Here is a 25,828-nt window from a genome sequence, read left to right as displayed (position 1 = left end):
ATGCGGAAAAAAACGATATTAAAGCTTACAACGGCACTGCTGGGATTGAATCTGGTATTTCAAATGATGCCAGTTTATGCCGAGCCCTACACTGCTCAGGAAGGAGATACCTTCTATACGCTTGCGAAGAAGCATCAGATTGATCTGGATGAATTGATGAAGGCGAACGCCAACATCGATCCTTTAAATATCTATGGAGGGCTGAAGCTGGAGCTTCCGAAAAAGACCCTGCAAGGTCTGGCGGTGGAATCAGAGAACGCGGAATTGATTGAAGCCGATAGGGATAAGGACGCATCGGCAGCGGACAAGGCTGAAGCATCTGAGGACAAGCCAGCAAAAGCTGCGAAAGAGGCCGCTGCGCCGGCAGCGATGCCGCAGACGGAGGAGAAAGCGAAACCGCAAACCGAGGAGAAAGCGAAGCCGGCATCGAAGCCGCAGACCGAGGAGAAAGCGAAGCCGGTTGCGGCAACGGCGAAGAAGAACGTAATTACGGTCTCCGGCAAGGAGATGACATATAAAAAGAAAGTGAACATGAAGGCCACCGCGTATACGGCCCATGCGAGTGAAAACGGAAAATGGGGCGCTGTCGATTACTTCGGCAACCCATTGAAGCTGGGGACAGTAGCCGTCGACCCGAAGGCCATACCATTGGGAACGAAGCTGTTCATCACCGGTTATCAGTTCAAGCATCTGCCGCAAGGCGGATTCATCGCGGAAGCCCGCGATATCGGCGGTGCCATCAATGGCAACAAGATTGATATTTTCGTTCCGGTGAGCAAGCAGATCGGCAGTACCTTCGGCATTCAAAATGTTGAAGTGTACATTATGTCTTAATTGATATCAGTATAGGTTCAACCCCTGTCCATAGCGGCAGGGGTTGTTTTGCGTGTAAGACAGTTTCAATTGTCTTTTTTGTCCTTGCGGTCCTGGAGCAGCTCCGGCACGGTGACAAAGTGGTACCGCTGCTGCTTCAATTGCTTAATGATGGACGGTAGGGCTTTGAGTGTTCCCTGCAAGTAACCATTCTGCTTGCTTCCTCCGGCATGATGAAGCACGATTGAACCGGGCCTGACCGCGCTCATTACGTTATTGTATACTTCCTTAGCGTTCAAGCCCCGCCAGTCGTTGGAATCGACGTCCCAATTGACGACGAGATAGCCGTGATCCCCGGCCCATTTCAATTGCTCTTCATTGATCTCTCCGAAGGGAGGGCGATAGAACCTTGGCTTGTAACCGATAATTTCTTCAATTGCCCGTTCCGCATCCTTCACTTGCTGCTCGAAGGCAGGCAGCGTCAGCTTCGTCATTAACGGATGGCTGTAAGAATGATTGCCGATAATATGGCCTTCCCGGACAATGCGCCGAACCAACTCGGGATGGGCTTTCGCCCGAGAGCCGACGAGAAAGAAGGTCGCACGAATGTTATGTTCCCGCAAAATATCCAGTACAAGCGGGGTTATTCGGTTATCGGGAACATCATCGAAGGTAAGGGCGACTCGGCGGAGTCCGCGCTTGGATCCATGAAGCTTGAAAATGTGCGGGTATTTCATTCTAAGCTGAGCCAAGCTCAAATTGCGCTGGCTTATTCCGGATTTCGTATTCTGAGATGCAGACTGGGCTGGCTCCGGGCTCCGCGGCTCCTTTGGCTTCATGACGGATTTCTTTTCCACGGCCTTCCGTCCCATGGTGTCAGAACGGACGCCTTCATTGACGGATTCCGTGTGGGCCGGGTCCTTCGTCGTCAAGTGGAACTTGGGCAAGGGCAGGGGCTGATGCGGCAGCGGATGCGGTTTGTCCTCCAGGACGAAGGATATCGTGCCCTTGCCGGTCTCAGGTCGTTCCACCGCTTCATGGGGCGGCTGTCGCGATGTTAACTCCGCTGATGGCTGGTTCGTGTCCAACGTGTTCAGCTGCGGATCCGGAGCAGCCTGATGCGAACGCGGAAAGCAGCCGGTTACTCCTACCAGGCACACCAGCAGACAGCATATCTGTTTTGTGCGCAATAATCTTCCTCCTTTCCCGATTCCACCTGTCTTCTTGTTATGTCCTTTGTCAGGGGGATTTATGCCCAACGTGACCTGCATCACAGATGAATGGCGCCGTTACAGGCATAGTAGAATTGCTAAAGGTGAACAAAGGAGCAGACACGTGCATAAGATTCTTACCAACAATCAGATAGCTCAAGATGTTTATCTCATGACAGTAGAGGGCACTTTTGAAGGCCGGATGGGGCAATTCTATATGTTAAGGGCATGGACCCATTATCCGGTTCTGTCCCGTCCGATCAGTATCTACAATTTGGAGCCGGACTCCATCCAGTTTCTGTACAAAGTCGGAGGCGAAGGAACAGCCCGATTCGCAAGTCTTCGCCCTGGCGATTCGATTCAGTTGGAGGGGCCGTTCGGCAACGGGTTCCCGGAAGTTGACGGGAAGACCGCGCTAGTCGGCGGAGGCATCGGCATTGCGCCCCTTCTGTACACGGCGAGACAATTGGACAAGCCGGATATTTATCTCGGATTTCGGGGAGCGTCCTATATGACGGAAGCATTTGCTCCCTATGCGAGTGAGCTTGTCGTCCGGGTCGATGCGAATCTGCTGCTTGATGTCGATATGAAGAAATACGACAATATCTTTGTATGCGGACCGCTAGGAATGATGGAGGCGGCAGCCCGCATGGCGGAAGGATTAGATACGAAGCTGTACGTGTCTCTGGAGAAAAGAATGGCTTGCGGCATTGGAGCCTGCTACGGCTGCTCCGTGCGAACGGCAAGCGGCAACCGCAAGGTCTGCTCAGACGGACCGGTATTTCAGGCACAGGAGGTGACGTGGCATGAGAAGCTTAGCGTGTAATGTGGCGGGAATCGAGTTCAAAAACCCGCTTGTCATGGCTTCCGGCACATTCGGCTTCGGGCAGGAGTATGCCCAATACTATGATATCAATCAGCTTGGCGGCATCGCCTCCAAAGGACTCACCTTGCATCCGCGTCCTGGTAATGAGGGAACCCGTATATGGGAGACGGCAAGCGGGATTCTGAATAGTGTCGGCTTGGAAAATCCGGGCGTCGATGCGTTTCTTCAGGAAGAGATGAAGTTCTGGGAGAAGATAGAACCAGTCAAAATCGCTAATCTTGGCGGGAGCACTATCGAGGATTATGTGCTCGGCGCATTGAAGATTACGAAGGATGCCGAGGACCGCCGCAAATTGAACCGGCCCGCGGTAGATATGATTGAGTTGAATATATCCTGCCCCAATGTGAAGGAGGGCGGCATGGCCTTCGGGATTCGGACCGAGGTCGCCCGGGAAGTGATTCGGGAAGTACGGCAGGTGACTTCCCTGCCGCTGGCGGTCAAGCTGTCGCCGAATGCGGAGAATGTGGTCGGCATGGCGGTCATGTGCCAAGAGGAGGGAGCGGAATGCGTGTCGCTCGTCAATACATTTTCCGCGATGAAAATTGACATCTACGAGCGGCGCAGCGTGTTCCAAAATACGTATGCGGGGCTATCCGGTCCGGCTATCAAGCCGATTGCGCTCCGCATGGTGCATCAAGTGGCGCAGGCGGTCACGATTCCGGTAATGGGAATGGGCGGCATTTCCTCTTCGGAAGATATCATTGAGTTTATAATGGCGGGAGCCGCAGTGGTTCAGATCGGTACGTACAATTTCATGAATCTGCGGGCAGGGGAAGATCTGCTGAACGGTCTGACGGCCTTTATGGAAAAAGAGAATATTAACAGTTTGGATGAAATCAGGGGAATTATTTCGTGAGCGGGACCTATAATGAAACGGCTCCGCCCGGAGCCGATATCCGGGTCGAGGGCATTCGGCAAGGGCGGGATTGGTTGTTCCTAGTAAGCGGAGGAGATGCGCATATCGGCGCCGTATCGACCTCGTGGAAGGAAGCGGGACAGTGGAATGTTGCCACACATACCGTTCCCGGGCATCGTGAGGACGAGCTCAGCGCGGCCATGGCCCTCCGAGCAGCGGAAGCGCTGGATACGACTGTAACCGTCGCCGCTGGCATTCATTACGACGATCTGCGGAAGGAAGATATCGCGAAGGTCGTAGAGCAGGCGTGGCGGAGATTCACTATCGAATTGGACCGGGTTCGCCGGTAAGTCCGATTATTATGCCGGGGTCGCTGTGACGGCCCCGGCATTCTCTGTATACAGAGACCTGCTGTGACAGCTATCCTTCTCCTCCTCAGCATGATAAAATAGGAAGAGCAAAAAAAAGTGAAACAACGCCGGATTCCATTCGTATGTATGGGTATAAACACGGATTAACAATTTGCCCAGGAATCCAAGGTTTCCAGGATACACTGAGGATAAGACTGCATAGGGAGGAACTGTCCATGTCATTATTCAAACGCTTGCGTGATGTAACCATGTCCAACATTTATGCGCTAATCGAGAAAGCCGAAGATCCTATCAAGATGACCGATCAATACTTGCGGGACATGCAACAGGATCTGGAGGAAGCAGAACGTGCGGTAGCTCAGCAGATCGCGATTGAGAAGCGCTTCAAGCAATCGTACGAGGAGCAAGCCGCACTGGTGAAGAAGCGGGAGGAGCAGGCGCATATCGCCGTGCAGGCCGATAATCTGGATCTTGCCCGCCGGGCGCTGGAAGAGAAAAAAGCGGCCGAAGAGAAAATGAATGAGTTCAAGGCGAGCTACGAGCAGAATAAGGCTTCCGCCGACAACCTTCGCGCGAAGCTGGACGAGATGCGGAAGCAGTATTCCGACATGAAGAGCAAGCGCGAGACGCTGGTCGCACGCTACAATGCGGCGAAGGCACAGACGGAAATCAACAAGGCGATGGCCGGGTTCGGCTCCGATACGGCGATGTCCGGGTTGAAACGGATGGAAGACAAAATGCTGGCAATGGAAGCTCAGGCCGAAGCCTCGAACGAGATGAACGGTTCTTCCAAATCGCTTGACGACGAGTTCGCCAAGCTTGGCAAGAACAAGGACGTTGAAGACGAACTCGCGGCCATCATGAAAAAATACGATAAATCCGCTGAGTAAGAGTAAGGACGCTTGCCGCCAGGGCAAGCGTCCTTCTTAACCAGATAGGTGCAGAAATCTCATCGAACGGTAAGGGGAGTGCAGTATTAACATGATTCTCGACAATATTGCCGGGATTGCGCTATGGACGGCAACGGGAGCTTTGCTCCTGTTCTTGCTCATGTTCGTGGATTCGCTGTTCACGGGTTACAATGATATTCAGGAAATGCGGGCAGGGAACGTTGCGGTGACGACCCGCTTCGTCATGAAGCTGTTCTCGCAAGGATTCATCCTGTCGAGCTCGATTAAGGTTGCCTACAACCTGGCCGAAGCGCTGTTCATGTCGGCCGTCTCCTTCGTCATCCTCCTCATTCTGGAGTTCATCCTCCGTCTGCTGTTCCGGAGCGGGTTCGGCATGAATCTGGAGGAAGGCACGAAGCAGGGGCAGATGTCATATGCCCTGGTAGCCGGTTCGATGCATGTTGTAGGCGCGCTCATCATCGCCGCCTGTTTGTAACGGACAGACGGGAACGGAAGGAGAGATACGGTGAGCTTGTGGAAACGGATCAAAAACATAATGGCTAAGCCCGAGGCGCCGCAGCCCGAAAAAAAACCGTCCATGTTGGAACCGGGAGATATTTGCGAAGTATCTCTAATCAGCTATGAGATCATCGGACGTACCGATTGGCGGGTTCGCCCGGGTGCCTGGGTTACCTTGCGTGACGGGGCGAACATCCGGTACTTGCATATAGAAGAACGGGAACAGCCTTATTACAGCCTGTATCAAGTGATTGACGGACGGCTCGATTCGGTGGAGGAGGTTCCGACGGAGATCGAACTGGACGGAAGATGGTTCTATCTAGAGGATCAATATGACGGCAGAGTGATCTGCACGGGGCAGACGCCGTTCGGCACAGCTGGAGAGCAATATGTATGGCAATACCAGTCCGACGACCGGAAGCTGCTCCGCATCGAATGGCAGGACGGCCGCTTCCAGTTGTATGAAGGCGAAGCGGTCATCGCGGCGGATGTGCGCATCATCCGCCGATCATGAGGAGATCCGCCATGAATACACGGGGTTGGAACACCGTCAAATGGATCATTATCGCCAGCCTTCTCTTCCCGCTGCTGGCGGCTTGCGGACAGATCGATCTGTCCGCGTCGTATCCGCTGGAATCGGTGGCGAGGGACGGAAGCAGCACTTCCTATATCTATCGCGCGGAGAATACGCCGGTGCCGGAGGCGGCCGAGGCGATTGCGGAACAGCGCAGGCCGGAGCAAATATCGGAAACGAGTACCGAGCGAATGTTCCTGGTCTACCGCGATCAGCTGATTCAGATCCAGCAGGATCCGGCGAATCCGGATGACAGCCTGATTGAGGTCGATTCCAAAGAATATGTAAAGAACAATTACGATCGCAGCTTCCTGGAGATGTACATCCAATATCGTCTGCTGGATACGCTGTTCGACTCGCTCCGAGGAGCGGGGGGCTACCGGGGATATGCGGATCGTGGGGATTACAAGCCATCGAAGCCGTACCGGACGCCGACGACCGAGGAGAAGAAGAAGATTCCTCCGCTTACCGTCGAACGGAAGGGTTCAATCTTCCGCCGTGGCACGAACAGCAACGACTCGACGGTCGGCAGCGGGGGGAGCATCTTCAAGCGTACGCCGTCGGACAGCGATACGCGGGGCTCGATCACAAGGAACAAAAAGGAGTACGATAATTCGTCCAAGTACACGCCGCCGAGGGTGAAGAAGTATAAACCGCCGAAGACGCGGAGCCGCTCAGGCAGCATTTTCCGGCGAAGGTAAGCAGCGCCGCCCCTCCCGTAGCTACACGGGAGGGGCGGCGTTTGCATGCGGAGAGGAGGGATTGCCGCTGATAGCCAGCTCGCACCAGAGCGCTGCCCCTAATCCTCTCCCCGGCGCTCGATCGCCTCGGACATCGTCTTGTCCGTCAGATGGGCGTAGATCTCGGTCGTCTCCGTCGAAGCATGGCCGAGCTGCTCCTTTGTCTTGTAAATATCATTATGCAAATAATAGTCCGTCGCGAAGGAGTGGCGCAGCTTATGAACGGTGAGGGCCGGCTTGCCGAACCGCTTCGCGTATTTGAGGATCATCTGCTGCATGGCCCGCTTCGTCATCCGTTTGCCTTCTGTCTCCCCGTTCTTGATGGCGAGGAAGAAGGCGCGTTCCTTCTTCGGGGCTGCATAGCGCTCGGATCTGAGGTCAATATAATCCTGCAGATGCTGCTTGGCGCTGTCGCGGAAATAGACCGGCGTCTTGAAGGTGTCGTCATTATGGCCTTTGCGGTAGACGTTGACCAGCTTCCGGTTCATATCGACATCGTCCATATTCAAGTTGACGACTTCGCTTACCCGCAGCCCGGAGTTCAGGATCAGGCTGACAATCGCAGCATCGCGCACCGCATTGAGAGCATGGGCATGGGATGCCTGCTTATTGTCGGCGACGTCATGAGCGTAGCCGGTTCGGACATATTCGACGAATTCGTCCAGTTCCTGCTCCTCCAGCAGCTTGCCCTTCAGCTTCGCTGCCGTATCCTTCGGCTTATGTACGCGCTTGATCTCGATCTTCGCCATGACATTCCGCTTCAACAGCGGGTAAAATTGCTCGTCCTCCGCAATCTGGCTCAAATAGTGAAATAGCGAGCGAAGCGAGGAGAGCTTACGGGATACCGTCACTCTCGAATTGGACGCTTCTTTGTATGTCGTTAAATAAATGCGGAAGGACGTAATATGCTCCATCCGCAGCTGTTCCAGATCGGCAAGCGTCACATCCCGTGTCTGCTCCACTTCGGTCAGGCGCTCTGCCACGATCCATCCCAAAAAAATCTCGTAATCCCGCACATATTCCAGCAGCGAAGAAGGGGACAGATCCGGCAGCTTGTATTCGATAAATTGCTGGATGTACCATGGCAAGCCAGGCAGCTTGGCATTCAGGGCCGCCCGATCCTTCGCTTTCTGAATCGTCATCATCGGTCGAGCACTCCTTTCCTCGTCTATATTGTAACCGAACCTGCGTTCCCAAGCAAAAGATTCCGTTTGATGTTACAATGGGTGAGGTGTTCTACGCGCATGCAATCATCTCCTTGTCGCCGGGGCAGAGCGGCCTGTATCGGCCTGATGCGAACTGACACAATTTGAAAGATAGGGAGCAGGCAACATCATGAAGCAAACGTTTACGCTGCAACAAAAAATCGTTCAACTGCTGCATATTTTATTGCCGATCTTCGTTACACAGGTCGCCATGCAGCTCATGTCCTTTTTCGATACGGTCATGTCCGGCAAATATAGCGCGACCCATCTGGCCGGCGTCGCGATCGGCGGCAGCATCTGGGCTCCCGTCTACACTGGCATTAGCGGGATCTTCCTCGCCGTCACTCCGATCATTGCCCATCATATGGGGGCAGGACGGAAGGGGGAAGTGGCGCCGAGCGTGACCCAGGCAGCGTATCTGTCTGTCATCGTAGGTGCTGTCGTCGTTCTGTCCGGCTCGTTCGTTCTGGAGCCGATTCTGTCCGCCATGAGTTTGGAGACGGAAGTTCATCGGGTCGCGAAGGAGTATCTTATCGCGCTCGGCTTCGGTGTCATTCCGGCATTTCTTTACACGGTCTTCCGGGCAAGCATTGACGGACTGGGACAGACCCGGGTAACGATGTTCATCACGCTGTTGTCCTTCCCCGTCAATGTCACTCTTAACTATTTCTTTATTTTCGGGAAATTCGGATTTCCGGAAATGGGGGGCGTTGGCGCCGGGATCGCGACTGCGATTACATATCTCATCATTGCGGTTGTCGCTTTTCTGTTCTTGCGCGGCAATGCGATGATGCAATCGATGGGCATGCTGAGGCAGTGGGGAGGGATTTCCTTCTCCCGCTGGAAAGAGATTCTTCGCATCGGCACGCCGATCGGGCTGTCCATCTTTTTCGAGGTCAGTATCTTCGCGGCGGTCACGCTGTTCATGAGCGAGTATGACACGAATACGATTGCGGCGCATCAGGCTGCATTGAACTTCTCGTCGCTCCTGTATATGCTGCCGATGAGCATCGCCATGGCATTGACGATCGTTATCGGCTTCGAGGCGGGGGCGAAGCGGTTCTCCGATGCGAAGCAGTATACCCGCATTGGCATTTTCTCAGCCGTGACCCTTGCATCCTTGTTCGCCGTGCTGTTGCTCCTGTTCAACCACCAAGTCGCCGGCATGTACTCCGATGAGCCGGGTGTGCGGCTGCTGACCGAGTCATTCCTTATATATGCGATATTTTTTCAACTGTCCGATGCGGTGGCGGCCCCGGTCCAAGGAGTGCTGCGGGGGTATAAAGATGTGAACGCGGTATTTTTGATCGCCCTTATGTCCTATTGGGTTATCGGACTTCCGGTCGGCTTCGTGCTGGCCAAGTTCACCTCGCTTGCAGCATACGGATATTGGATCGGTCTCATCAGCGGTCTGGCCGTTGGCGCGGTCTGCCTGTTCACGCGGCTCGCGATTATGGAACGCCGGTATGCGAAGACTGGCACTGCGGCGACTTAAGCAGAGGCCAGATTCTTTGACATGAGCCAATAACTTGCGATGTTTATGAATGAAGAGGAGGATGAATCATGTACGATTTGGAGAAGACAATCGATCGGGCGGCATTGGACGCCCTCAAAGCAGTTCCATTCAACCCATCACAGGAAGGGTGCATCCCGCTGTGGGTTGCGGATATGGATTTCCCGGCGGCGCCGGCGATCCAGGAGGCGCTTGTCGCCCGCATGAGCAAGCCGAGCTATGGATATACCTTGTGTAGGGAGCGGTATTATTCAGCCGTCATCGATTGGATGAAGCGCCGGCATCGGTGGGATGTCGCCAAGGAATGGTTCGTGCTGACGCCGGGCGTGGTTCCGGCTATGGCGTTCGCTGTCCGGGCCTTGACGGCGCCGGGGGACAAGGTGATGATCCAGACGCCGGTCTACCCTCAATTCGCCAAAATGGTTCAGTCCAACGGGGCAACCCTCGTTACAAATCCGCTCAAGCTTGTTGATGGCCGGTATGAGATCGATTTCGAGGATTTCGAACAGAAAGTGAAGGATCCGGCGCTCAAGCTGTTCTTCCTCTGCAACCCGCATAACCCGGTAGGACGCGTATGGAAGCGGGACGAGCTGCACAAATTGGCCGAGTTGTGTCTGGAGCATGACGTCATCATTTTCTCGGATGATATTCATCATGATTTCACTTATGGCGATCATCAATATATTCCGATAGCGACGCTGTCCCCGGATGTCGCGGCACGGACGATTACGGCGACATCTCCGAGCAAGACGTTCAGCATCGCGAGCTTCAAGATGGGCAATATTTTCATAGAAGAAGAAGGGCTGCGCCAGAAATATCAGAAGGCGGTGGAAAGCGCCGGAGTCGCTGAGCTCGATCTGGGCGCCATTGAGGCGACGATTGGCGGATATACGAAGGGAGAGGCATGGTTCGACGAAGCTCTGAAATATATTGAAGGGAACAGCCAATATATTGAGCAGTTCATCGCCGATCGCATTCCGCAGGTGAAGACATTCGCCCAGGAAGGAACGTATTTGAAGTGGCTCGATTGGCGGAGCTTCGGGATGACGGACAAGGAACTGAATGTCTGGGCGCTGAACGAGGCAAAAGTATGGTTAAGTGAAGGTCATGCCTTCGGGAAGGAAGGCAGCGGATTTATGCGTCTTAATATGACCTCGCGCCGGGCGGTCATCGAGGAAGCGATGGAGCGTCTGGCACGGGCAGCGGAGCGTCTGTAGGTCAGATGTGCAAGGACAGGGGCCAGCGTTCGGCCCCTAGCCAACCCGTAGACCTGTGAGCGGAACAAAAGGGCCAAGGCCTCTTTCAGTGAAAGAGGCCTTGTGTTATGCCGAAGCGCTTCTACGGCGTCATCAGCTTCATCATCACTTTATGCATGACGCTCGGAACCTGGATACGGCAATTATGAAAGGCCGCTATTTTCCACTTCCCGTTCTGTTTTACGGCTACATTCGTATTCACTGAATTTCTTTTTTTGGGCGCATGCTTATGCCAGCGGAGCTGGACGACCCCTATCGCATGGAAAATGGCCGTATCCGGCGCAATGAAGCGCAGATTTGTTATTTTTCCGCTAAGGGTCGAGCCTCGAAGCACTCCTTCCCACAGCTTATGATGCACATCCGCAATGTTGTCTCTCCCTGTAATATGCTCTCCGTGAAAAGTGACATAATCGGCATCTTCCGTGAAGCAGAGTCCGTATGCTTTGCCGTCTCCATGGTTCCAGGCAACCGATAACGAATCAAATAAGTCATGTAGCGCCTGTACATCCTCCTTCATGAACTGCCCCTTCCTTTCATCTGGGTGATCGTGCCCTGCTCCACATCCTTATAGGGAAAATGATAGTTCTACATATTGTGCCAATTTTTCGTTCGTCCTATGAGTAACCTGTCCCTAGAGCAAGTCATTATCACGAACGCATACTCGGGTGGCGATTCGGCCAAAGTATGTATATCGAAATCGCTTACAAATTTCTTCTTTACAGATTCCCGAGAACAAGGTAAGATAGGAACTGCAAAAGTTGTATACAAGTATACTTGTAGTGTAATTCAAGGAGTGAAGAGACAGCATGAATATAGGCATGATAGGACTCGGTAAAATGGGCTTCAATCTGGTAAGCAACATGCTTCGGCATGGGCACCAGGTTGCCGCATATGATGTGAATCCGGAGCCGCGGCAGAAAGCGGCGGAAGCGGGAGCGATTGCGGCGGATTCGATTGAAGAGCTTGTATCCAAGTTGCCGTCGCCGAAGATCGTGTGGATGATGGTACCGGCCGGCGGAATCGTGGATCATGTCATTGAGACGCTTATTCCGCTGCTGACGCAGGGGGACGTCGTCATAGACGGAGGCAATTCGCATTACAAGCAGTCGGTCGCTCGCGGCGAGAAGCTGCAGCAGCATGGCATTCATTATATGGATGTAGGCACATCGGGCGGTACCGAAGGCGCTGCCCAGGGCGGATGCTTCATGATTGGCGGTAAGGAAGAGGTATTCAAGCTGCTGGAGCCGTTATTCCGGGATATCGCGGTTGAACAAGGTTATCTGTATGGGGGCAAGAGCGGCAGCGGACATTTTCTGAAAATGGTCCACAACGGCATTGAGTACGGAATGATGCAATCGATCGCCGAAGGCTTCGAGCTGTTGGATAAGAGCGATTTCGAATTCGACTATGAATCGGTTGCCCGCGTATGGTCGAACGGATCGGTCATCCGCAGCTGGCTGATGGACTTGACGCAGAATGCATTCGCGAAGGATCCTTGTCTCGAAGGCATCCGCGGCGTGATGCAGAGCTCGGGCGAAGGCAAATGGACCGTCGAGACGGCATTGGATCTGCAGGCAAGCGCGCCGGTCATCGCGATGTCTCTCTTCATGAGATACCGTTCGCTGGAGTCGGATACGTTCCACGGCAAGGTGGTCGCTGCGCTGCGGAATGAATTCGGCGGGCATCAGGTGGAGAAAAACGGCTGAACAAGTCTGCGCGAGCATCAACCTAATGGAATATTCCGGTGAATGTATGATAAAATTTGATAGTATCTGCTTTTGTTCATTGGGGACATTATTTATTTCATTAGGAGAGTTGGAGCTCGATGCATTATCCACAAGAATGGCTGCAGGGCGCTTCCCTTGGGGAATCGATCGCCTGCGAGCTGCGTCTGCACATCATAAATGGAACAGTAAAGCCCGGCGAGATCATCTCGGAGAACCGAGTCGCGGCCGACTTCGGTACGAGCCGCTCGCCGGTTCGGGAAGCCTTGAAAACGTTGTCTAACGAAGGTCTTATCCGGTTGGAACGAATGGGCGCAGTCGTGCTCGGCCTCAGCATGAAGGATGTCGAGGAATTGTATGATGTCCGGTTCCTCATCGAGAGCTTCGTACAGCAGAGGCTGGCCAGTGCGGATCAGGAGCGGCTTATCGTGAAGCTGAATCAGATAATCGATAAGATGGAGCTGGCTGTGAAGTACCGTGATGTCACCGATTTCGCTTTTCAGGATTTGTCTTTTCACGAAGCGATAATTGCGGCGGCAGAGCATAACCGCATTATGCATCTGTGGACAAGCATCCGCCAAATTGTGATGACGGTCATGCTGATTACGACGGAAGAAATCTTCTCCGAGGGAGAGGACAAGCTCCGTACGGTCATCGAGAAGCACCGGACCATTGTGCAGGGCCTGGAATCCAAGGACGCGAACACAATACAGCAGGTGGTTCAAGCTTATTTTGCGGATTCGCGCCGGACGCTTCATATAAGCTTGCCGCAATAGGGAGCAGGAAGCCGATATCGGGCTTCTGCACACTCAAGTTGTCGACAAGTATACATCATAGTTAGGGCATGTTAAGAAGATAGGTATAGTTAAGGGAGGGTTCTGCAACATGAGTACGATATTCGGATTAAGCCACAACGTAACCCTGCTGCTATGGACACTGGTTGCGATCGTGTTTCTTATTGTGTTCATTGCCAAATTCAAATGGAATCCGTTTGTCACCCTGCTTCTGTCCGCGCTTCTGCTCGGTCTGACGACCGGCATGCAGCCGCTCGAAGTGGTCAAGTCTATCACGAGCGGCCTCGGCGGAACACTGGGCACGATCGCGATTGTCATCGCGCTCGGGACGATGCTTGGCAAAATGATGGCGGAATCCGGCGGAGCGGAACAGATCGCGTCTACGCTGGTTGACAAGTTCGGCGAGAAGCGCGTGCACTGGGCGATGATGCTCGTCGGATTTATTGTCGGGATTCCGGTGTTCTTCGAAGTCGGTGTCATTCTGTTGATTCCTATCGTATTCACCGTGGCCCGTAAAACGAAAATGTCGCTTCTGCAAATTGGGATTCCGATTCTTGCAGGCCTGTCGACGGTGCATGGGCTTGTGCCGCCGCATCCGGCACCGATGATCGCGATTGATGCCTATCAAGCGGATCTTGGGAAAACAATTCTGTACTCGCTGCTGATTGGATTGCCGACGGCGATCATTGCGGGCCCTCTATTCGGCAAATACATCGGTAAGCGCATCCAAGTCGAGCCGCCGGCGAAGCTGGCCGAGCAGTTCGCCCTGAAGAACGAGCGTCAGCTGCCCGGCTTCGGCATCACGCTCTTCACGATCTTGCTGCCGGTTATTCTGATGCTAATCGGGTCGATTGCCAATATTGTTGATCCGGAAGGGGTTAGCGGCTGGACTGTATTCTGTGAGTTCATTGGCCATGAGATTATCGCCTTGCTGATCTCGGTTGTATTCTCGTTCTTCTCGCTTGGCTTCGCCAGAGGCTTCAAGAAAGAGGATATCTCCCGCTTCACAAGCGAATGTCTCGCGCCTACGGCGACAATCATCCTGATCATCGGCGGGGGCGGGGCCTTCAAGCAAGTGTTGATTAATAGTGGCGTTGGAGATGCAATCGCTGCCATTGCTACTCAGGCCAACATCAATATCATTCTGTTCGCCTGGTTCGTAGCCGCACTTATTCGCGTCGCTACCGGATCGGCGACCGTCGCCATGACGACGGCGGCCGGTATCGTCGCGCCAGTGCTGGCGCTGAATCCGGGCGTGAACGTGGAACTGGTCGTGCTGGCGACCGGGGCAGGCTCGATTGTGCTGTCCCATGTGAATGACGCCGGCTTCTGGATGGTGAAGGAGTTCTTCAATATGTCCGTTCCGCAGACGTTGAAGTCATGGACCGTGATGGAGACTGTGCTGTCGGTGGTCGGATTGATTTTTATACTCCTCCTCAGTACAGTGGTATAAGAGCAGGAGAATGACGGGAAAGAAGGTAAGTACCTATGAGCAGTAAAAAGTACATGATCGGCATCGATATGGGGACGACGAGCACCAAGGCGGTCTTGTTCGAAGAGAACGGCCAAGCGGTCGCCAGGGGCAGTGAGGAATACCCTCTGTACACGCCGAATTCGACGATTGCCGAGCAGGATCCGGAGCAAATCTTCCAGGCGGTCCTCCGTTCCGTCCGTCAGGCGATGTCAGAGAGCGGAGCCGGCCCGGATGACATTCTGTTCCTTTCCTTCAGTTCGGCGATGCACAGCGTGATCGCTGTCGATGCCGAAGGCAGACCGCTCACGCCCTGCATTACCTGGGCGGATAACCGGAGCGGCGAATATACCGCGCGGCTGAAGCGGGAACAGGTCGGACATGACTTGTACTTGCGCACGGGAACGCCGATTCATCCGATGTCTCCGCTAACGAAGCTAATGTGGATGCGGCATGAAGAACAGGAGCTGTTCGCCAAGACCTATAAATTTATCTCCATCAAAGAGTATGTTGTCGCCAAGCTGTTCGGCGAATATGTGGTCGACTATTCCATTGCTTCGGCTACCGGCATGCTGAATTTGGAGAAGCTGGATTGGGATGAAGAGGCGCTCCAGCTTGCCGGAATCTCCCCGGAGAAGCTGTCGATCCTCGTGCCGACAACCTACCAGTTGACGACTATGAATGCGGCCTATGCGGATGCCATGGGAATCGCCGCCTCTACGCCCGGGATTGTCGGAGCCAGCGATGGCGTTCTCTCTAATCTCGGGGTCAATGCGATTGAGCCGGGCGTCGTCGCAGCGACGATCGGCACGAGCGGCGCGATTCGCACAGTTGTCGATCATCCGGTAACCGACCCGAAGGGAAGAATTTTTTGTTACGCCTTGACGGACAAGCATTGGGTTATCGGAGGCCCGGTCAATAACGGCGGGATGCTGTTCCGCTGGGTCCGGGATGAGCTGGCTGCTTCGGAGGTAGAGGCCGCGAAGCGGCTCGGCATCGATTCCTATGATCTGCTGACGAAGATAGCAGAACAAGTAAGACCGGGGGCGGACGGCTTGCTCTTCCATCCGTATCTGACCGGGGAGCGGGCGCCGCTCTGGAATCCGAATGCGCGCGGCTCCTTCTTCGGCTTGACGATGCATCACCGGAAGGAGCATATGATCCGGGCCGTCCTCGAGGGCGTAATTTTCAATCTGTATACCGTGCTGCTGGCGATGGAAGAGCAGATGGGACGTCCGCGCAAAATCCATGCGACCGGCGGCTTCGCCCGCTCGGCTCTGTGGCGGCAGATGATGGCGGATATATTCGATCAGGAGGTCGTTGTGCCGGAGAGCATCGAGAGCTCTTGTCTCGGCGCTGTCGTGCTCGGCTTATATGCGACCGGAAGGGCCGATTCCTTGGGGGTGGTATCCGGCATGGTCGGGTCCACGCATGAGCATCAGCCTAATCCGGATAATGCCGCAATTTATCATGAATTGCTCCCAATTTATATTTCTATCTTCCGTAAGCTGGAGGATGAGTACGAAGCGATCGCCCGGCTCCAGAGAAAATGGCTGGAGGCATAACCATTGGCCCTCACAAGCAATGAAATGATTTAGTCAAAATAGGCCCTGAATAACGGATAGCCGTTGTTCAGGGTCTTTCTGCGTCTGCGTCTGCGGAGTGGAGTGCATCTGCTGATGGAGGCTCAATAGGGCCAGCTTGTCTTATAACGAATCTCCCCTTGGGTCAGGGAATCTTGTACGGATTGCCTTATGCTCACGTTCACTGCGAGTCACGAAGCCCAGTGCTTGGATTCTCTTATAAGCAATCTCCCCATGAGTCAGGAAAAAGCGGAACAGACAGGTATTAATGGATTCAGATGTAGAACTGTGCTATAGAAGAGGTCTTGTACTGTGGTGAAGAGACATCGATATTATGCTGAGGACGAATGGTTAAGGAGGTATCCTGATCCGAAGGGATAGTGGTGCAAAGAGCCGAAGCACCGGATCGCCCTGACTCGATGGGATGGTGCACCAAGAGCTGAAACATCAGAGCACCCTGACTCAATGGGAGAATGGTGCCAAGAACTGAAGCGGGGGTTTCACCCTGAGAAGTGGGTAGCGTGGAGCGGGACGCAGATATGTGCAGGCGAAGCGATTTTTACTTAGGATGGAAAAAGATCGGAACCGATTCAGTGTTTTGGACGTATTTACCATTATGGCTTTATCTGGAATAATTGATCTGCAGGAGCTGCAACCGGAGAGGGAGATGATGACGTGGGAAAAATGATTACATTGGCCGACGGCCGCACGATTGAGGCGGAATGCTTAAGCTGCGCCCTCACGAGCGGACAAATCGAGCCTCGCGGGGGAACGATTGCGGAGACCGAGTATTTCCATGCGCATCAAGATGTCGCTTATCCGATACCGGGGCTCGTCATCGTCGCTGCCAAAAGGCATTTCTACGGATTGGATGAGATGACGGCGGAAGAGCGGTCGGATTACATCACTTTCGTCCACAACATACGGACGGTGCAGCGTCAGCAGATGTAAATTGTATCAGTCTATTATTTTTACAACGAGGATACGACGCATCATTTCCATCTCTGGATGGTGCCGCGGTATGAATGGATGCAGGCCTTCGGGCGTTCCGTCGAATCCCTGCGTCCCGTCCTGCGGCATGCTCGAGAGGAGCGGAATGACGAACCGAACCAGAAGCTTGTCCTGCAGGGCATCGAGACCTTGCGGCAAGGCTTGCGGGAACTGGCGCGTGTCAATGGAGAGGAGGAAGAACAATGAACGTGGACAAGGAAATCGAAGAGCTGAAGCACAGGCTTACGGACGTGGAAGCCCGGTTGCGGCAACGGCCGAGGAAAGGAGCCTATTACGCGCTTTGGATCATTATCGGGATTTTAGTCGTGATGTTCTTGATTGGACTTGTACAATTTCTTAGTGGGGGGAACGGGTAGAATGAACATTGTGAAGAGGAAGGGGAAGCGATGAGAGCATTTGGTTATATCGTCGGGGCCGGTCTCCTTCTGATCCAGCTATCAGGCTGCAATGTCCAGGATCGAGCCGTATCCTTTTATACGATCGAGCAGGTCAAGAATAACATGGATGCGGAAGGATTGTCCTTGCAGCCGATAGACCTTCCTTGGTCATTGGAGTCTACGGACGCCGTCAGGCAAGCGGCCTATCGGATAGAGGGAAGCGACGATGTGGTCTATCTCTTCGAATATGTAGATGACCAGATTGCGAACGAGGCCGCCCCGGTCCTGCATAATGCACTGAATGAGATCGAGAAGGATCGTTCTCTGATGCAGATTGGCGGCAGCAATATACGCATCGTGTATTTGAAAAGCAATCCTGAACTATTCGACATTGAGCAAAAGTTGATAGGAGTCATACGGTGAAGAGGATGGCATGCGTAAATTGCGCGATTTTATGTCGTGAAAGGCGAGGGGGGCCCTATGAATCTGGCCAATCGTATTACGCTGGCAAGAATAGGTTTGATTCCGCTATTTTTGCTGTTCTATCAGACTTACCCTGCGTAAATACAATCAGATTACGAATCTCGGCAAGCTGCTGGATCCGCTGGCGGATAAGCTGCTCATCTCGGCAGCGCTCATTATGCTCGTGCAGCATCATCTGATTCCATCCTGGATGGCCGTCATCATCATTGGCAGGGAGATTATCGTGACGGGACTCCGCATCGTTGCTTCGGCGCAGGGCATTGCTCTTGCAGCAGACCGATACGGCAAATGGAAGCTTGTGCTGCAGGTTGCGGCGGTCGTTATCGTCATGGTGAACAGCCGAATGCCGCTCCCTTCACAGCTTCACGGCACAATCGATTATAGCGTGATGGCTGCAGCGGTTGGTATGACGGTATACTCCGGATTCAATTATTTTCGCAGCAATTTACATCGGCTTCACCTGGATAACTGCTACACTCGATGACCGATTCCATCCCAAAAGGGAGATCAATGGAGGGGATGAGGAACGGATTAGCAATGAACCAGCAAATCTCGATAGGAGGGATTCCAGTGGAGGACGCCCATCGCCGCTTCATTCGCATATCATTGCATCGCATGTGCGATCATTATATGCCGAAGCTGGATGCGGCCTTGCATGCGTTAAGCACCGATGACGTATGGCGTACGGAATCCGGGCATGCCAATTCCATCGGCGGCATCGTACTTCATATTGGGGAGCATGTACAGCGCCATATTGAACGATATTCGAATCTCGGCCATGCTGCCGCTGGCGGGATAGAGAATTATTTTCCGGATGAGGGCATCGAAGTGAATGAATTGCGAGGCCGGACGACGAAAACGTTCGGCGAGTGGAAGGGGCTTACTTCCCGGTATGTGGCGGGTGAACTCGATGTGGAGCGGCTCGATATGGCGGATGTATATCATTTGGTGGAGCATACCGGATACCATCTGGGGCAGATCATCGACCGCGCACAGCGCCTGAGCGGAGCGAGGTTCCAATTCATGCAGGGCGGAATTAACGAGCGCAATCTGATGAAGTTATTGGCGAATGACAAATAAAGGAACACGAAGCCCCTCTTTGCAAGGACTCGGGCAAGGAAGTCGCGAGTCATGTCTGCACGGAAGGGCTTCGCCGCATCTATTGGACGGAAATAGGGCCTGAAGCCGTTCGTCGTGCTTATCCTGATGGATGCCCGTACCGCTGTCGTAGCGAAGCAGCGACGCCTCCAGCGAATCGATATCCGCATCTGGCTAATCCCAGGATAGTCAAGACGAGCGCAATGGCGTATAATTTCTTCATCATCATCCACTCCTCAATTTTCCAATCACATCACAATACAAAACGACACCGTGTCGCTTGCAATCACATAGTCCAGACGAATTCATTTTTATCGAAGGCAAGCGGGAACAGAGCCTGATGTTCAAGGTCAATCACAGATAGGGGGAAATGGAATGATTACATATCCGCCATTGAGGAACGATAGCACGATTGGCGTAACGGCGCCATCTTCGGGCGTGCCGGCAGCACTGCATGATCTGCTTCATCAAGCGCGCGCCCGCATGGAGAAGCAAGGGTATCGGGTTGTATGGGGAGATACCGTATGGACCCAGGACACAGCCAAGTCAGCCCCTGCCCGGCAGCGGGCCGAGGAGTTCAACCGCATGATGCAGGACGACGAGATCGGCATCATCATTCCGCCTTGGGGCGGCGAGCTGCTCATCGAGATTGTCGATCAGATTGATTATGACCAGGCGAAGGCCAAATGGGTGCTTGGCTACTCGGATACGAGCGTGCTGCTGTTGGCTCTGACGCTGCGGACCGGGATCGCGACGGCGCATGGCCCCAATCTGGTAGATTTGCGAGGGGAGTATTCCGACGACACAACCGCCATGTGGCAGCCGGTCTTAGCGACGCCGGCCGGAGTCTCCGTCCGCCAGCAGTCTTCCGCTGCCTATCAGGCGAAGTGGGATCATGGCACCCCGACGCCATGCGTGTTTCATTTGACAGAGCCCACGGCCTGGAGAACCGTATCGAACCGGGATGAAAAAATCGAAGGCCGCTTGCTCGGCGGCTGCATCGATGTCATCCGGCATCTGATCGGAACGCCCTATGGCGATGTCCGTCATTTCAGAAGCCAGTATACGAGCGGCGATCCGATTATGTGGTATTTGGAAAATTGCGAGCTCTCCGTGACCGACCTGCGTCGCTCGCTCGTTCAGATGAAGTTGGCCGGCTGGTTCGATCACTGTTCCGGCATCCTGTTCGGCCGCAGCGCTGCCAATCATCCGGTCGACAACTATACGGCGGAAGATGTATACCGCGAGTTGTCCGAGGAGCTTCACATTCCTGTTGTATATGATATCGATTGCGGACATGTTCCGCCGCAGATGACATTCATTAACGGGGCATATGCCGTGGTCGAAGCAGCGCGGGGACAAGGCACGGTTGTACAATATTTTACTTAGCAAGCAGGGGAGGAATGGACATGAACATGAGCTTTGTCACTTTTCCGTCGGAATGGGGCAGGGATACGAGGCATAAGTTTTTTACAAATGATTCGGATACGCTGGTGGTCGGCTTCCCGGGCATGCAGTATTCCTGCGAGCTGCCGTTATTGCATTACGCCTGCAGCAGCGCATTGGAGCATAAGCTGGATGTATTGCTGCTGGAATACGGTTATCAGAGCGCGCGAGCTGACCTGTCATTGGAGCAGCTCCCTATTGTCGTGGCGGAAGCGCAGGCGGCGATTGACCACATCCGCGGCAATTATGAGCGACTCATCTTCGTCAGCAAAAGCCTGGGTACCATTATCGCCGGTCAAGTGGCCGAGCGTATCGGCAGCGATGCGATCCGGCATATCTATCTTACGCCGTTGGATGATACGGTACCCTATATCCAGCGCTCAAGCGGGGTCGTAATTTACGGCACGCAGGATTCGCTTTTCAGCAGCGGCAGCGCACAGGCGGTTGCCGGATTGGAGCAGATGCGGATCGTTCCGGTCCCGAACGGGAATCATGTCTTGGAAGTGGGCAATACGCTAGATTCGTTGGACGTATTGAAGGAAATTGTTTCGATTTATAAGAGCTTCTTCGGGACGGCGCCTCGATAAGTGACTATCGGCCGGACGATTGTCCGGCGCATGCTCGAACAGAAGTTTACGGGACGGGATGCTATGCTGTATTATTTTTTGTCGCTGCTGACGGCGGCGATCATACTCTTATGGAATCATCCCCGCAGCGAGACGAATCGCTGGGCCGCTGTCTTCCTGATTAGCGCGTCCATCGGCGGGCTGGCGGATATACTCGCGGAGAACGGACTTCCCGGCTGGTCCGGTTGGCTTCAGTTCCTGAATCAGACGCTGACCCCTTACGGAGTGCTCGTGTTCAGCATGGTGTACGCGGAGCGGTTCCCGCAGGCCAGGACGCGCCGGAAGATGAAATGGCTGCTTCTGCTGCCCGTCGCGGCCATGCTGGCGGTTACGCCTTACCATCCGGTGCCGGCGCTGGATTTCCGTCTGCTGCTTGGCTGGACCGCGCCCTATTATTTGCTGTCGTGCTACTGGCTCGTAGCCTCCTTGTGGAAGGAGACGGATCGGAGGAAGAAGCGCAGCCGCTTAATCGTGACGCTCATCGTCGTGCCGACGATCTTGGCGGTCCTGGCATTCATCAATATAGCGAATGCGATTGCACTGGAGATTGATTTTTTTCGTTATATCTCGGTGTTCATCATCTATTCGTTAGCGTTGGGGCTGCTCTGTTCCTTCCTGTACGGCGTGCTCGGCGTCAAGCTGCGCTTCGAGCGGGACCCGCTGGAAAGTACGATGAAGGCGGTCAGCTCGGGAGCGGCTCTGCTGAACCATACGATCAAGAATGAAGTCGGCAAGATCGCCATCAGCTCGGAAAACTTGAGGCGCTCGCTTCCGGAAGGGGACGAGCCGTCGCGGCAGCATCTGGAGATGATCTCCCGCGCGGCGGAGCATATGCAGGCGATGGTGTCGCGTATTCACAGCCAGATGAAGGATGTCGTGCTGCGGGAGCAGCCCTGCCGCCTCGATCGGCTGGCCGAGGCATGCTTGGCGCAGCATGAGCTGCTATTCGCGAGCCGCCAGATCCAGACCGATGCGGACTATGTCTGCCGTCCCCTGCTGCTCTGCGATCCCGTCCATATGACAGAGGCGCTCGGGAATCTGCTGCGGAACGCCGTCGAGGCGATGCCGGACGGGGGAACGATCTGCATCAAGATCGAAGACAGCGCGAAAGGGGTGCGCTTGTCGGTTCGGGATACCGGGACAGGTATGAGCCGCGAGCAGCTCGCACGCGGCTTCGAACCGTTTTACAGCACGAAGGGACATAAGGACAATTTCGGTCTCGGTCTGTCCTATGTATACAATGTAATGCAGAAAAGCGGAGGAGACGTACATATCGCGAGCAAGGAAGGCGAGGGCACTTGCGTAACGTTGCAATTTCCACGCCGTGCAATCATCGGCAGGAATGGAGGGAACCGCCCTGAATCCGATTAGGGTGCTTCTGGTCGAGGATGACCCCGATTGGATTAAAGCGATGACCTCGTACCTGAATCAGGAAGAGGACATCCTCGTCATCGGGGCCGCCACAGGGGCCGAAGAGGCCATTCGGCTCGCTCGATCGCTGGCTTGCGATGTCGTGCTGATGGATATCCAGCTCGGCGATCGGCCGCTCGAGGGCGTCTATGCCGCGGCGGAGATTCATGAGATCAGCGAGGCCAAAATCATTATGCTGACCTCCGTCGCTGATGAGCGCGTCATGACGCAATCCTTCACGGCGGGGGCGGTCAATTATATCGAGAAGAGCCATTTCGAGGCGCTTCCGCATGCGATCCGCAGCGCGCACCGCCATCCCGGGCCGATGGAGGCGCTGCTGAAGGATTATGCCCGCTTGAAGCGGGAGGAACAGCTGAAGCGGCTGACCGCTGCAGAGCGGGAAGTGTTCGATCTGATCGAGGCGGGGTACACGCAGCCGCAGATTGAGCAAAAGCTGTACAAAGCCGAGAGCACCTTGAAGAATCAGGTGAACAAAATATTGAAGAAGCTCGGCGTGCGCAGCAGCAAAGAGGCCATCAAAAAAGTGAGGCGGAAAGGGCTGTTCATTGGAGACAGAGATTAGCCCGGCAGTCAGATGCAAGCTTCGTCATATCCATTGGATATGACTGGAGACCTAGGGTACTACGTAATGTAGTACCCTTTTGTCATTCCGTTCTATCCTAGTTGGAACTTATCGGAACGGCCCCTCCCCGCTACAATAAGAAGGGACAGGGAGGGATGCACATGACAAGCAGGCCGAGCAATACGAAGCAACCGGTTCTGTTGCTGATGGACGGTGAGTGCTTGCTCTGCCACGGCCTCACCCGCTTCATGATCAAGCGGGACGCGAAGAGACGATTCCGGTTCGCTGCGCTTCAATCCGAAGCGGGGCGGTATGTGCTGGAACGCATGGGCTGGTCCGGCCGCCTGCCGGACAGCTTCATCATGGTGCAGGGGGCCGCCTGCTATACGAAGTCGGAGGCGGCACTCCGCGCCTGCCGCGAACTGGGTGGACTGTGGCGGCTGTTGTATGGATGCATCGCCGTGCCGGCACCGGTTCGGGATTGGGCGTATGACTTTATCGCCGCGCGGCGTTACCGGTGGTTCGGCAGACGGGAAGCCTGCCTTCTGCCTGTGCCGGAATTAGCCGGCCGCTGGATCGAGACCGCAGAGGAGGTGGCGCGTGATGCGAATACGAAGCAAGCCGATTTACGTGAAGCTTGATATCCGTACGGACATGGATACGCTATGGGACTATACACAGACGCCGGAGCTGCATGAGCAGTGGGATTTGCGCTTTAGCCGGATTACGTACTTGCCGCGCGAGCAAGAGGGGCAGCCGCAGCGCTTCTGTTATCAGACGCGGATCGGATTTGGCCTCGCGATTGCAGGGACGGGATTGACGAAGGCGCGCCGGCTGGCGGACGGGGGAAGGATATCCACCCTCCTCTTCGGCTCTAATCAGACGATCTCGCTCATTCGCGAGGGCAGGGGGTATTGGAAATATACTCCGCTAGGAGAAAAGCTCTCCTTCGAGACGCAATATGATTACGAGACGCGCTTCGGCCGTCCGGGCAGGTGGTTCGACCGGACGGTATTCCGGCCGCTGTTCGGCTGGGCGACCGCGTGGAGCTTCGACGCGCTCCGGATCTGGGTGGAGCGCGGCATTCCGCCTGCCGCCAGCATCGGGCGGGCGGCTATTCATTATGTCAGCGTCCTGCTGCTGACGCTGCTCTGGTGCTGGCAGGGGCTGGTGCCGAAGCTGCTGTATCCCGAAGGCGGCGAGCTGGCGCTGCTGCAGGCTTCCGGCCTGTTCCCGGGCTGGGAGAGGCCGGTGCTGGCTCTGCTCGGCTTCGCCGAGATCGGGATTGGCCTGATGACGGCCGCCTGCCATCGGCAGACGTGGATATGGCACGGGCAAGCCGTCCTGGTGCTGCTGCTCGCCTGCACCGCGCTCGCGGGCAGTCCTGAACTGATCAAGGCGCCCTTCAATCCGTTGACGCTCAGCGCGGCCATGATCGGACTGGGCGTTATCGCCGCAGTCTCCAACCGGGATCTGCCGCGGGCGAGCCGCTGTGCGCGTACGCCGAGCCGGGGGGCTGCGAAGGGAGAGAGGGCCCATGGCGGCGTCGATCTATGAACGGGCACTCGGTCCCAAGTTCGCCAAGCTGCATCCTCGCATCCGGGAGCGCTTCGGCTTCTCAAGCGAAGACGGGATCGCCTCGATCGGCCGAGGCGTAATGGAGCAAATATGGTATTCCCGATGGGCCGCCGTTCCGCTCCATATCGGCAAGTTCCGGCACATTATGTTTCCGGAGTCGGGCTGCCGTGTACCGTTCACGATCGAGAATTATGCGTACCGGGATCGGTACGGGCGGGAGACGGTCTCCTGGATTCGAAGCTTCCAGTTCCCGAACCAGACGCGGCGCTTCGACGCGACAATGATTTACAGCCGCGAGCGGGCCGGCGTGGTCGATTATTTGGGGAACAAGCAGCATTTGGCGGTTGATCTGGCGCTGTCGGTGGAAGCGAATGGCGGGCTGCGCATCCGCTCAGGCGATCAACGCTTCTATGAAGGGCTGCTGCAGTTCCGCTTCCCGCGCCGGTTCACCGGTACGGCCGATGTATGCGAATGGTATGACGAGGAAGGTGAGCTGTACCGGATCTCGGTGGAGGTGACGAATCCGCTGATTGGGCCCGTGTTTTCTTACCGGGGCTCATTTCAGGCCCGGTTCATCGAGACGCGGCATGCCGCCATTCCGGCACATATTAAGCCGCTGCGCGAGGAAGCGCGCGAGTAGCGAAGCATGGAGAGGGAGAACTACTGGAACTTCGAGCGGATTCGGCATGTTCGACGCTCCGTCGTGGCGGGAAAAGCGGCGACTGCGAATGTGGCATATCGGGCGCCCAGGCTCGCGATTGCCACCGCCTTCCCTTGAGACGGGGGAGCGGCATCCGGTCTGATGATGGA

31 protein-coding genes are annotated in these 25,828 nt (G+C 55.0%); 27 read left to right on the top strand and 4 right to left on the bottom strand.

Annotated elements, in window-relative coordinates; translation table 11 throughout:
• On the top strand, window positions 1-834 hold the full coding sequence (locus FLT43_RS04495; protein WP_087441771.1) for a 3D domain-containing protein: 834 nt from the start codon (window positions 1-3) through the stop codon (window positions 832-834).
• Window positions 835-899: 65 nt separating this feature from the next.
• Here the strand turns inward: FLT43_RS04495 and FLT43_RS04490 are convergent, their stop codons facing one another.
• A complete protein-coding gene (locus FLT43_RS04490) occupies window positions 900-2,003 on the bottom strand; it encodes a polysaccharide deacetylase family protein (protein ID WP_087441770.1) in 1,104 nt (367 codons plus the stop codon).
• A 145-nt stretch (window positions 2,004-2,148) separates the two neighbouring features.
• Here FLT43_RS04490 and FLT43_RS04485 point away from each other — a divergent pair, with 145 nt between their 5' ends.
• The 7 genes from FLT43_RS04485 to FLT43_RS04455 all read left to right on the top strand — a co-directional run bounded on the left by FLT43_RS04485 (window position 2,149) and on the right by FLT43_RS04455 (window position 6,821).
• Complete coding sequence (locus FLT43_RS04485; RefSeq protein WP_087441769.1) at window positions 2,149-2,850, top strand: dihydroorotate dehydrogenase electron transfer subunit; 702 nt, start codon at window positions 2,149-2,151, stop codon at window positions 2,848-2,850.
• Window positions 2,831-3,766, top strand: coding sequence for a dihydroorotate dehydrogenase (locus FLT43_RS04480; RefSeq protein WP_087441768.1), 936 nt, complete (start codon window positions 2,831-2,833; stop codon window positions 3,764-3,766). The genes FLT43_RS04485 and FLT43_RS04480 overlap by 20 nt, the downstream gene beginning before the upstream one ends.
• The gene (gene lpdD, locus FLT43_RS04475; protein ID WP_087441767.1) at window positions 3,763-4,116 is read left to right on the top strand and encodes a prenylated flavin chaperone LpdD; all 354 of its coding nucleotides are present in this window, start codon (window positions 3,763-3,765) and stop codon (window positions 4,114-4,116) included. Before FLT43_RS04480 ends, lpdD begins: the two co-directional genes overlap by 4 nt.
• Window positions 4,117-4,352: 236 nt before the next feature.
• Window positions 4,353-5,027 (top strand): PspA/IM30 family protein, encoded by a 675-nt coding sequence (locus tag FLT43_RS04470; RefSeq protein ID WP_087441766.1) that lies wholly within the window; start codon window positions 4,353-4,355, stop codon window positions 5,025-5,027.
• 91 nt (window positions 5,028-5,118) lie between these two features.
• Window positions 5,119-5,523 (top strand): DUF350 domain-containing protein, encoded by a 405-nt coding sequence (locus tag FLT43_RS04465; protein WP_087441765.1) that lies wholly within the window; start codon window positions 5,119-5,121, stop codon window positions 5,521-5,523.
• 30 nt (window positions 5,524-5,553) lie between these two features.
• Window positions 5,554-6,060 carry a DUF4178 domain-containing protein gene (locus FLT43_RS04460; protein ID WP_087441764.1) on the top strand — a complete coding sequence of 169 codons (507 nt, stop codon included), beginning with the start codon at window positions 5,554-5,556 and terminating at the stop codon, window positions 6,058-6,060.
• Window positions 6,061-6,071: 11 nt separating this feature from the next.
• A complete protein-coding gene (locus FLT43_RS04455; protein ID WP_087441763.1) occupies window positions 6,072-6,821 on the top strand; it encodes a DUF4247 domain-containing protein in 750 nt (249 codons plus the stop codon).
• Window positions 6,822-6,919: 98 nt separating this feature from the next.
• Here FLT43_RS04455 and xerS read toward each other — a convergent pair whose 3' ends face one another.
• Window positions 6,920-8,002, bottom strand: a complete 1,083-nt coding sequence (gene xerS / locus FLT43_RS04450; RefSeq protein WP_087441983.1) for a tyrosine recombinase XerS — start codon at window positions 8,000-8,002, stop codon at window positions 6,920-6,922.
• A 193-nt stretch (window positions 8,003-8,195) separates the two neighbouring features.
• On the opposite strand from xerS, the gene FLT43_RS04445 reads away from it, so the two are divergent.
• Both FLT43_RS04445 and FLT43_RS04440 read left to right on the top strand, forming a co-directional pair.
• Window positions 8,196-9,560 carry an MATE family efflux transporter gene (locus FLT43_RS04445; RefSeq protein WP_087441762.1) on the top strand — a complete coding sequence of 455 codons (1,365 nt, stop codon included), beginning with the start codon at window positions 8,196-8,198 and terminating at the stop codon, window positions 9,558-9,560.
• Window positions 9,561-9,628: 68 nt separating this feature from the next.
• Window positions 9,629-10,795, top strand: coding sequence for a MalY/PatB family protein (locus tag FLT43_RS04440; RefSeq protein ID WP_087441761.1), 1,167 nt, complete (start codon window positions 9,629-9,631; stop codon window positions 10,793-10,795).
• A gap of 121 nt (window positions 10,796-10,916) precedes the next feature.
• Here the strand turns inward: FLT43_RS04440 and FLT43_RS04435 are convergent, their stop codons facing one another.
• Window positions 10,917-11,351: an SgcJ/EcaC family oxidoreductase gene (locus FLT43_RS04435; protein ID WP_087441760.1), complete on the bottom strand. Its 435-nt coding sequence runs from the start codon at window positions 11,349-11,351 to the stop codon at window positions 10,917-10,919.
• Window positions 11,352-11,640: 289 nt separating this feature from the next.
• Between FLT43_RS04435 and gnd the strand changes: the two genes are divergently transcribed.
• The 8 genes from gnd (at window position 11,641) to FLT43_RS04405 (ending at window position 18,217) form a co-directional block, all read left to right on the top strand.
• On the top strand, window positions 11,641-12,540 hold the full coding sequence (gene gnd / locus FLT43_RS04430; protein WP_087441759.1) for a phosphogluconate dehydrogenase (NAD(+)-dependent, decarboxylating): 900 nt from the start codon (window positions 11,641-11,643) through the stop codon (window positions 12,538-12,540).
• A gap of 119 nt (window positions 12,541-12,659) precedes the next feature.
• Complete coding sequence (locus FLT43_RS04425; RefSeq protein WP_087441758.1) at window positions 12,660-13,334, top strand: GntR family transcriptional regulator; 675 nt, start codon at window positions 12,660-12,662, stop codon at window positions 13,332-13,334.
• A 109-nt stretch (window positions 13,335-13,443) separates the two neighbouring features.
• Window positions 13,444-14,805, top strand: coding sequence for a GntP family permease (locus FLT43_RS04420; protein ID WP_087441757.1), 1,362 nt, complete (start codon window positions 13,444-13,446; stop codon window positions 14,803-14,805).
• Between the two features lie 35 nt (window positions 14,806-14,840).
• Entirely contained in the window at window positions 14,841-16,388 is a 1,548-nt protein-coding gene (gntK, locus tag FLT43_RS04415) for a gluconokinase (protein WP_087441756.1), read from the top strand.
• Between the two features lie 693 nt (window positions 16,389-17,081).
• Entirely contained in the window at window positions 17,082-17,357 is a 276-nt protein-coding gene (locus FLT43_RS30650; protein ID WP_307719671.1) for an HIT family protein, read from the top strand.
• Between the two features lie 78 nt (window positions 17,358-17,435).
• Entirely contained in the window at window positions 17,436-17,603 is a 168-nt protein-coding gene (locus tag FLT43_RS30645) for a hypothetical protein (protein ID WP_307719670.1), read from the top strand.
• On the top strand, window positions 17,600-17,773 hold the full coding sequence (locus FLT43_RS29220; protein ID WP_164776183.1) for a hypothetical protein: 174 nt from the start codon (window positions 17,600-17,602) through the stop codon (window positions 17,771-17,773). Before FLT43_RS30645 ends, FLT43_RS29220 begins: the two co-directional genes overlap by 4 nt.
• A 30-nt stretch (window positions 17,774-17,803) precedes the next feature.
• Window positions 17,804-18,217: a hypothetical protein gene (locus tag FLT43_RS04405; RefSeq protein ID WP_087441755.1), complete on the top strand. Its 414-nt coding sequence runs from the start codon at window positions 17,804-17,806 to the stop codon at window positions 18,215-18,217.
• A 76-nt stretch (window positions 18,218-18,293) separates the two neighbouring features.
• Here the strand turns inward: FLT43_RS04405 and FLT43_RS30640 are convergent, their stop codons facing one another.
• Window positions 18,294-18,452, bottom strand: a complete 159-nt coding sequence (locus tag FLT43_RS30640; protein ID WP_307719669.1) for a hypothetical protein — start codon at window positions 18,450-18,452, stop codon at window positions 18,294-18,296.
• Here FLT43_RS30640 and FLT43_RS04400 point away from each other — a divergent pair.
• The 9 genes from FLT43_RS04400 (at window position 18,387) to FLT43_RS04360 (ending at window position 25,658) form a co-directional block, all read left to right on the top strand.
• Window positions 18,387-18,761 (top strand): CDP-alcohol phosphatidyltransferase family protein, encoded by a 375-nt coding sequence (locus FLT43_RS04400; RefSeq protein WP_307719674.1) that lies wholly within the window; start codon window positions 18,387-18,389, stop codon window positions 18,759-18,761. The two genes, FLT43_RS30640 and FLT43_RS04400, sit on opposite strands and share 66 nt — an antisense overlap.
• Before the next feature lie 86 nt (window positions 18,762-18,847).
• Window positions 18,848-19,357, top strand: a complete 510-nt coding sequence (locus FLT43_RS04395; RefSeq protein ID WP_244194129.1) for a hypothetical protein — start codon at window positions 18,848-18,850, stop codon at window positions 19,355-19,357.
• A gap of 393 nt (window positions 19,358-19,750) precedes the next feature.
• Window positions 19,751-20,764, top strand: coding sequence for a S66 family peptidase (locus FLT43_RS04390; protein ID WP_087441754.1), 1,014 nt, complete (start codon window positions 19,751-19,753; stop codon window positions 20,762-20,764).
• 20 nt (window positions 20,765-20,784) lie between these two features.
• Window positions 20,785-21,408, top strand: a complete 624-nt coding sequence (locus FLT43_RS04385; protein ID WP_087441753.1) for a hypothetical protein — start codon at window positions 20,785-20,787, stop codon at window positions 21,406-21,408.
• Window positions 21,409-22,818 (top strand): sensor histidine kinase, encoded by a 1,410-nt coding sequence (locus tag FLT43_RS04380; RefSeq protein WP_244194128.1) that lies wholly within the window; start codon window positions 21,409-21,411, stop codon window positions 22,816-22,818. It abuts the gene before it with no gap.
• The gene (locus tag FLT43_RS04375) at window positions 22,805-23,440 is read left to right on the top strand and encodes a response regulator transcription factor (RefSeq protein ID WP_087441981.1); all 636 of its coding nucleotides are present in this window, start codon (window positions 22,805-22,807) and stop codon (window positions 23,438-23,440) included. The genes FLT43_RS04380 and FLT43_RS04375 overlap by 14 nt, the downstream gene beginning before the upstream one ends.
• 161 nt (window positions 23,441-23,601) lie before the next feature.
• On the top strand, window positions 23,602-24,081 hold the full coding sequence (locus tag FLT43_RS04370) for a thiol-disulfide oxidoreductase DCC family protein (RefSeq protein WP_087441752.1): 480 nt from the start codon (window positions 23,602-23,604) through the stop codon (window positions 24,079-24,081).
• The gene (locus FLT43_RS04365) at window positions 24,050-24,997 is read left to right on the top strand and encodes a DoxX-like family protein (protein WP_087441979.1); all 948 of its coding nucleotides are present in this window, start codon (window positions 24,050-24,052) and stop codon (window positions 24,995-24,997) included. The genes FLT43_RS04370 and FLT43_RS04365 overlap by 32 nt, the downstream gene beginning before the upstream one ends.
• Window positions 24,978-25,658, top strand: a complete 681-nt coding sequence (locus FLT43_RS04360) for a DUF4166 domain-containing protein (RefSeq protein WP_087441751.1) — start codon at window positions 24,978-24,980, stop codon at window positions 25,656-25,658. The genes FLT43_RS04365 and FLT43_RS04360 overlap by 20 nt, the downstream gene beginning before the upstream one ends.
• Window positions 25,659-25,828 lie beyond the last annotated feature (170 nt).

The organism is Paenibacillus thiaminolyticus, from assembly GCF_007066085.1.
In the GTDB taxonomy this organism is placed as follows: Bacteria; Bacillota; Bacilli; order Paenibacillales; family Paenibacillaceae; genus Paenibacillus_B; species Paenibacillus_B thiaminolyticus.
The sequence above is the reverse complement of the archived record's forward strand: the minus strand, read 5'-3'. Positions and strand labels throughout refer to the sequence as shown.

Bases quoted from the DNA above. Each gene is read 5' to 3' on its own strand.
- FLT43_RS04370 (WP_087441752.1), top strand. From the start codon at position 23,602: ATGACAAGCAGGCCGAGCAATACGAAGCAACCGGTTCTGTTGCTGATG.
- FLT43_RS04445 (WP_087441762.1), top strand. From the start codon at position 8,196: ATGAAGCAAACGTTTACGCTGCAACAAAAAATCGTTCAACTGCTGCAT.
- FLT43_RS29220 (WP_164776183.1), top strand. From the start codon at position 17,600: ATGAACGTGGACAAGGAAATCGAAGAGCTGAAGCACAGGCTTACGGAC.
- FLT43_RS04470 (WP_087441766.1), top strand. From the start codon at position 4,353: ATGTCATTATTCAAACGCTTGCGTGATGTAACCATGTCCAACATTTAT.
- FLT43_RS04405 (WP_087441755.1), top strand. From the start codon at position 17,804: ATGAGAGCATTTGGTTATATCGTCGGGGCCGGTCTCCTTCTGATCCAG.
- FLT43_RS04425 (WP_087441758.1), top strand. From the start codon at position 12,660: ATGCATTATCCACAAGAATGGCTGCAGGGCGCTTCCCTTGGGGAATCG.
- FLT43_RS30640 (WP_307719669.1), bottom strand. From the start codon at position 18,452: ATGATGCTGCACGAGCATAATGAGCGCTGCCGAGATGAGCAGCTTATC.
- xerS (WP_087441983.1), bottom strand. From the start codon at position 8,002: ATGACGATTCAGAAAGCGAAGGATCGGGCGGCCCTGAATGCCAAGCTG.
- FLT43_RS04440 (WP_087441761.1), top strand. From the start codon at position 9,629: ATGTACGATTTGGAGAAGACAATCGATCGGGCGGCATTGGACGCCCTC.
- FLT43_RS04360 (WP_087441751.1), top strand. From the start codon at position 24,978: ATGGCGGCGTCGATCTATGAACGGGCACTCGGTCCCAAGTTCGCCAAG.
- FLT43_RS04480 (WP_087441768.1), top strand. From the start codon at position 2,831: ATGAGAAGCTTAGCGTGTAATGTGGCGGGAATCGAGTTCAAAAACCCG.
- FLT43_RS30645 (WP_307719670.1), top strand. From the start codon at position 17,436: ATGCAGGCCTTCGGGCGTTCCGTCGAATCCCTGCGTCCCGTCCTGCGG.
- FLT43_RS04465 (WP_087441765.1), top strand. From the start codon at position 5,119: ATGATTCTCGACAATATTGCCGGGATTGCGCTATGGACGGCAACGGGA.
- FLT43_RS04435 (WP_087441760.1), bottom strand. From the start codon at position 11,351: ATGAAGGAGGATGTACAGGCGCTACATGACTTATTTGATTCGTTATCG.
- FLT43_RS04455 (WP_087441763.1), top strand. From the start codon at position 6,072: ATGAATACACGGGGTTGGAACACCGTCAAATGGATCATTATCGCCAGC.
- FLT43_RS04495 (WP_087441771.1), top strand. From the start codon at position 1: ATGCGGAAAAAAACGATATTAAAGCTTACAACGGCACTGCTGGGATTG.
- FLT43_RS04420 (WP_087441757.1), top strand. From the start codon at position 13,444: ATGAGTACGATATTCGGATTAAGCCACAACGTAACCCTGCTGCTATGG.
- gnd (WP_087441759.1), top strand. From the start codon at position 11,641: ATGAATATAGGCATGATAGGACTCGGTAAAATGGGCTTCAATCTGGTA.
- gntK (WP_087441756.1), top strand. From the start codon at position 14,841: ATGAGCAGTAAAAAGTACATGATCGGCATCGATATGGGGACGACGAGC.
- FLT43_RS04390 (WP_087441754.1), top strand. From the start codon at position 19,751: ATGATTACATATCCGCCATTGAGGAACGATAGCACGATTGGCGTAACG.
- FLT43_RS04385 (WP_087441753.1), top strand. From the start codon at position 20,785: ATGAACATGAGCTTTGTCACTTTTCCGTCGGAATGGGGCAGGGATACG.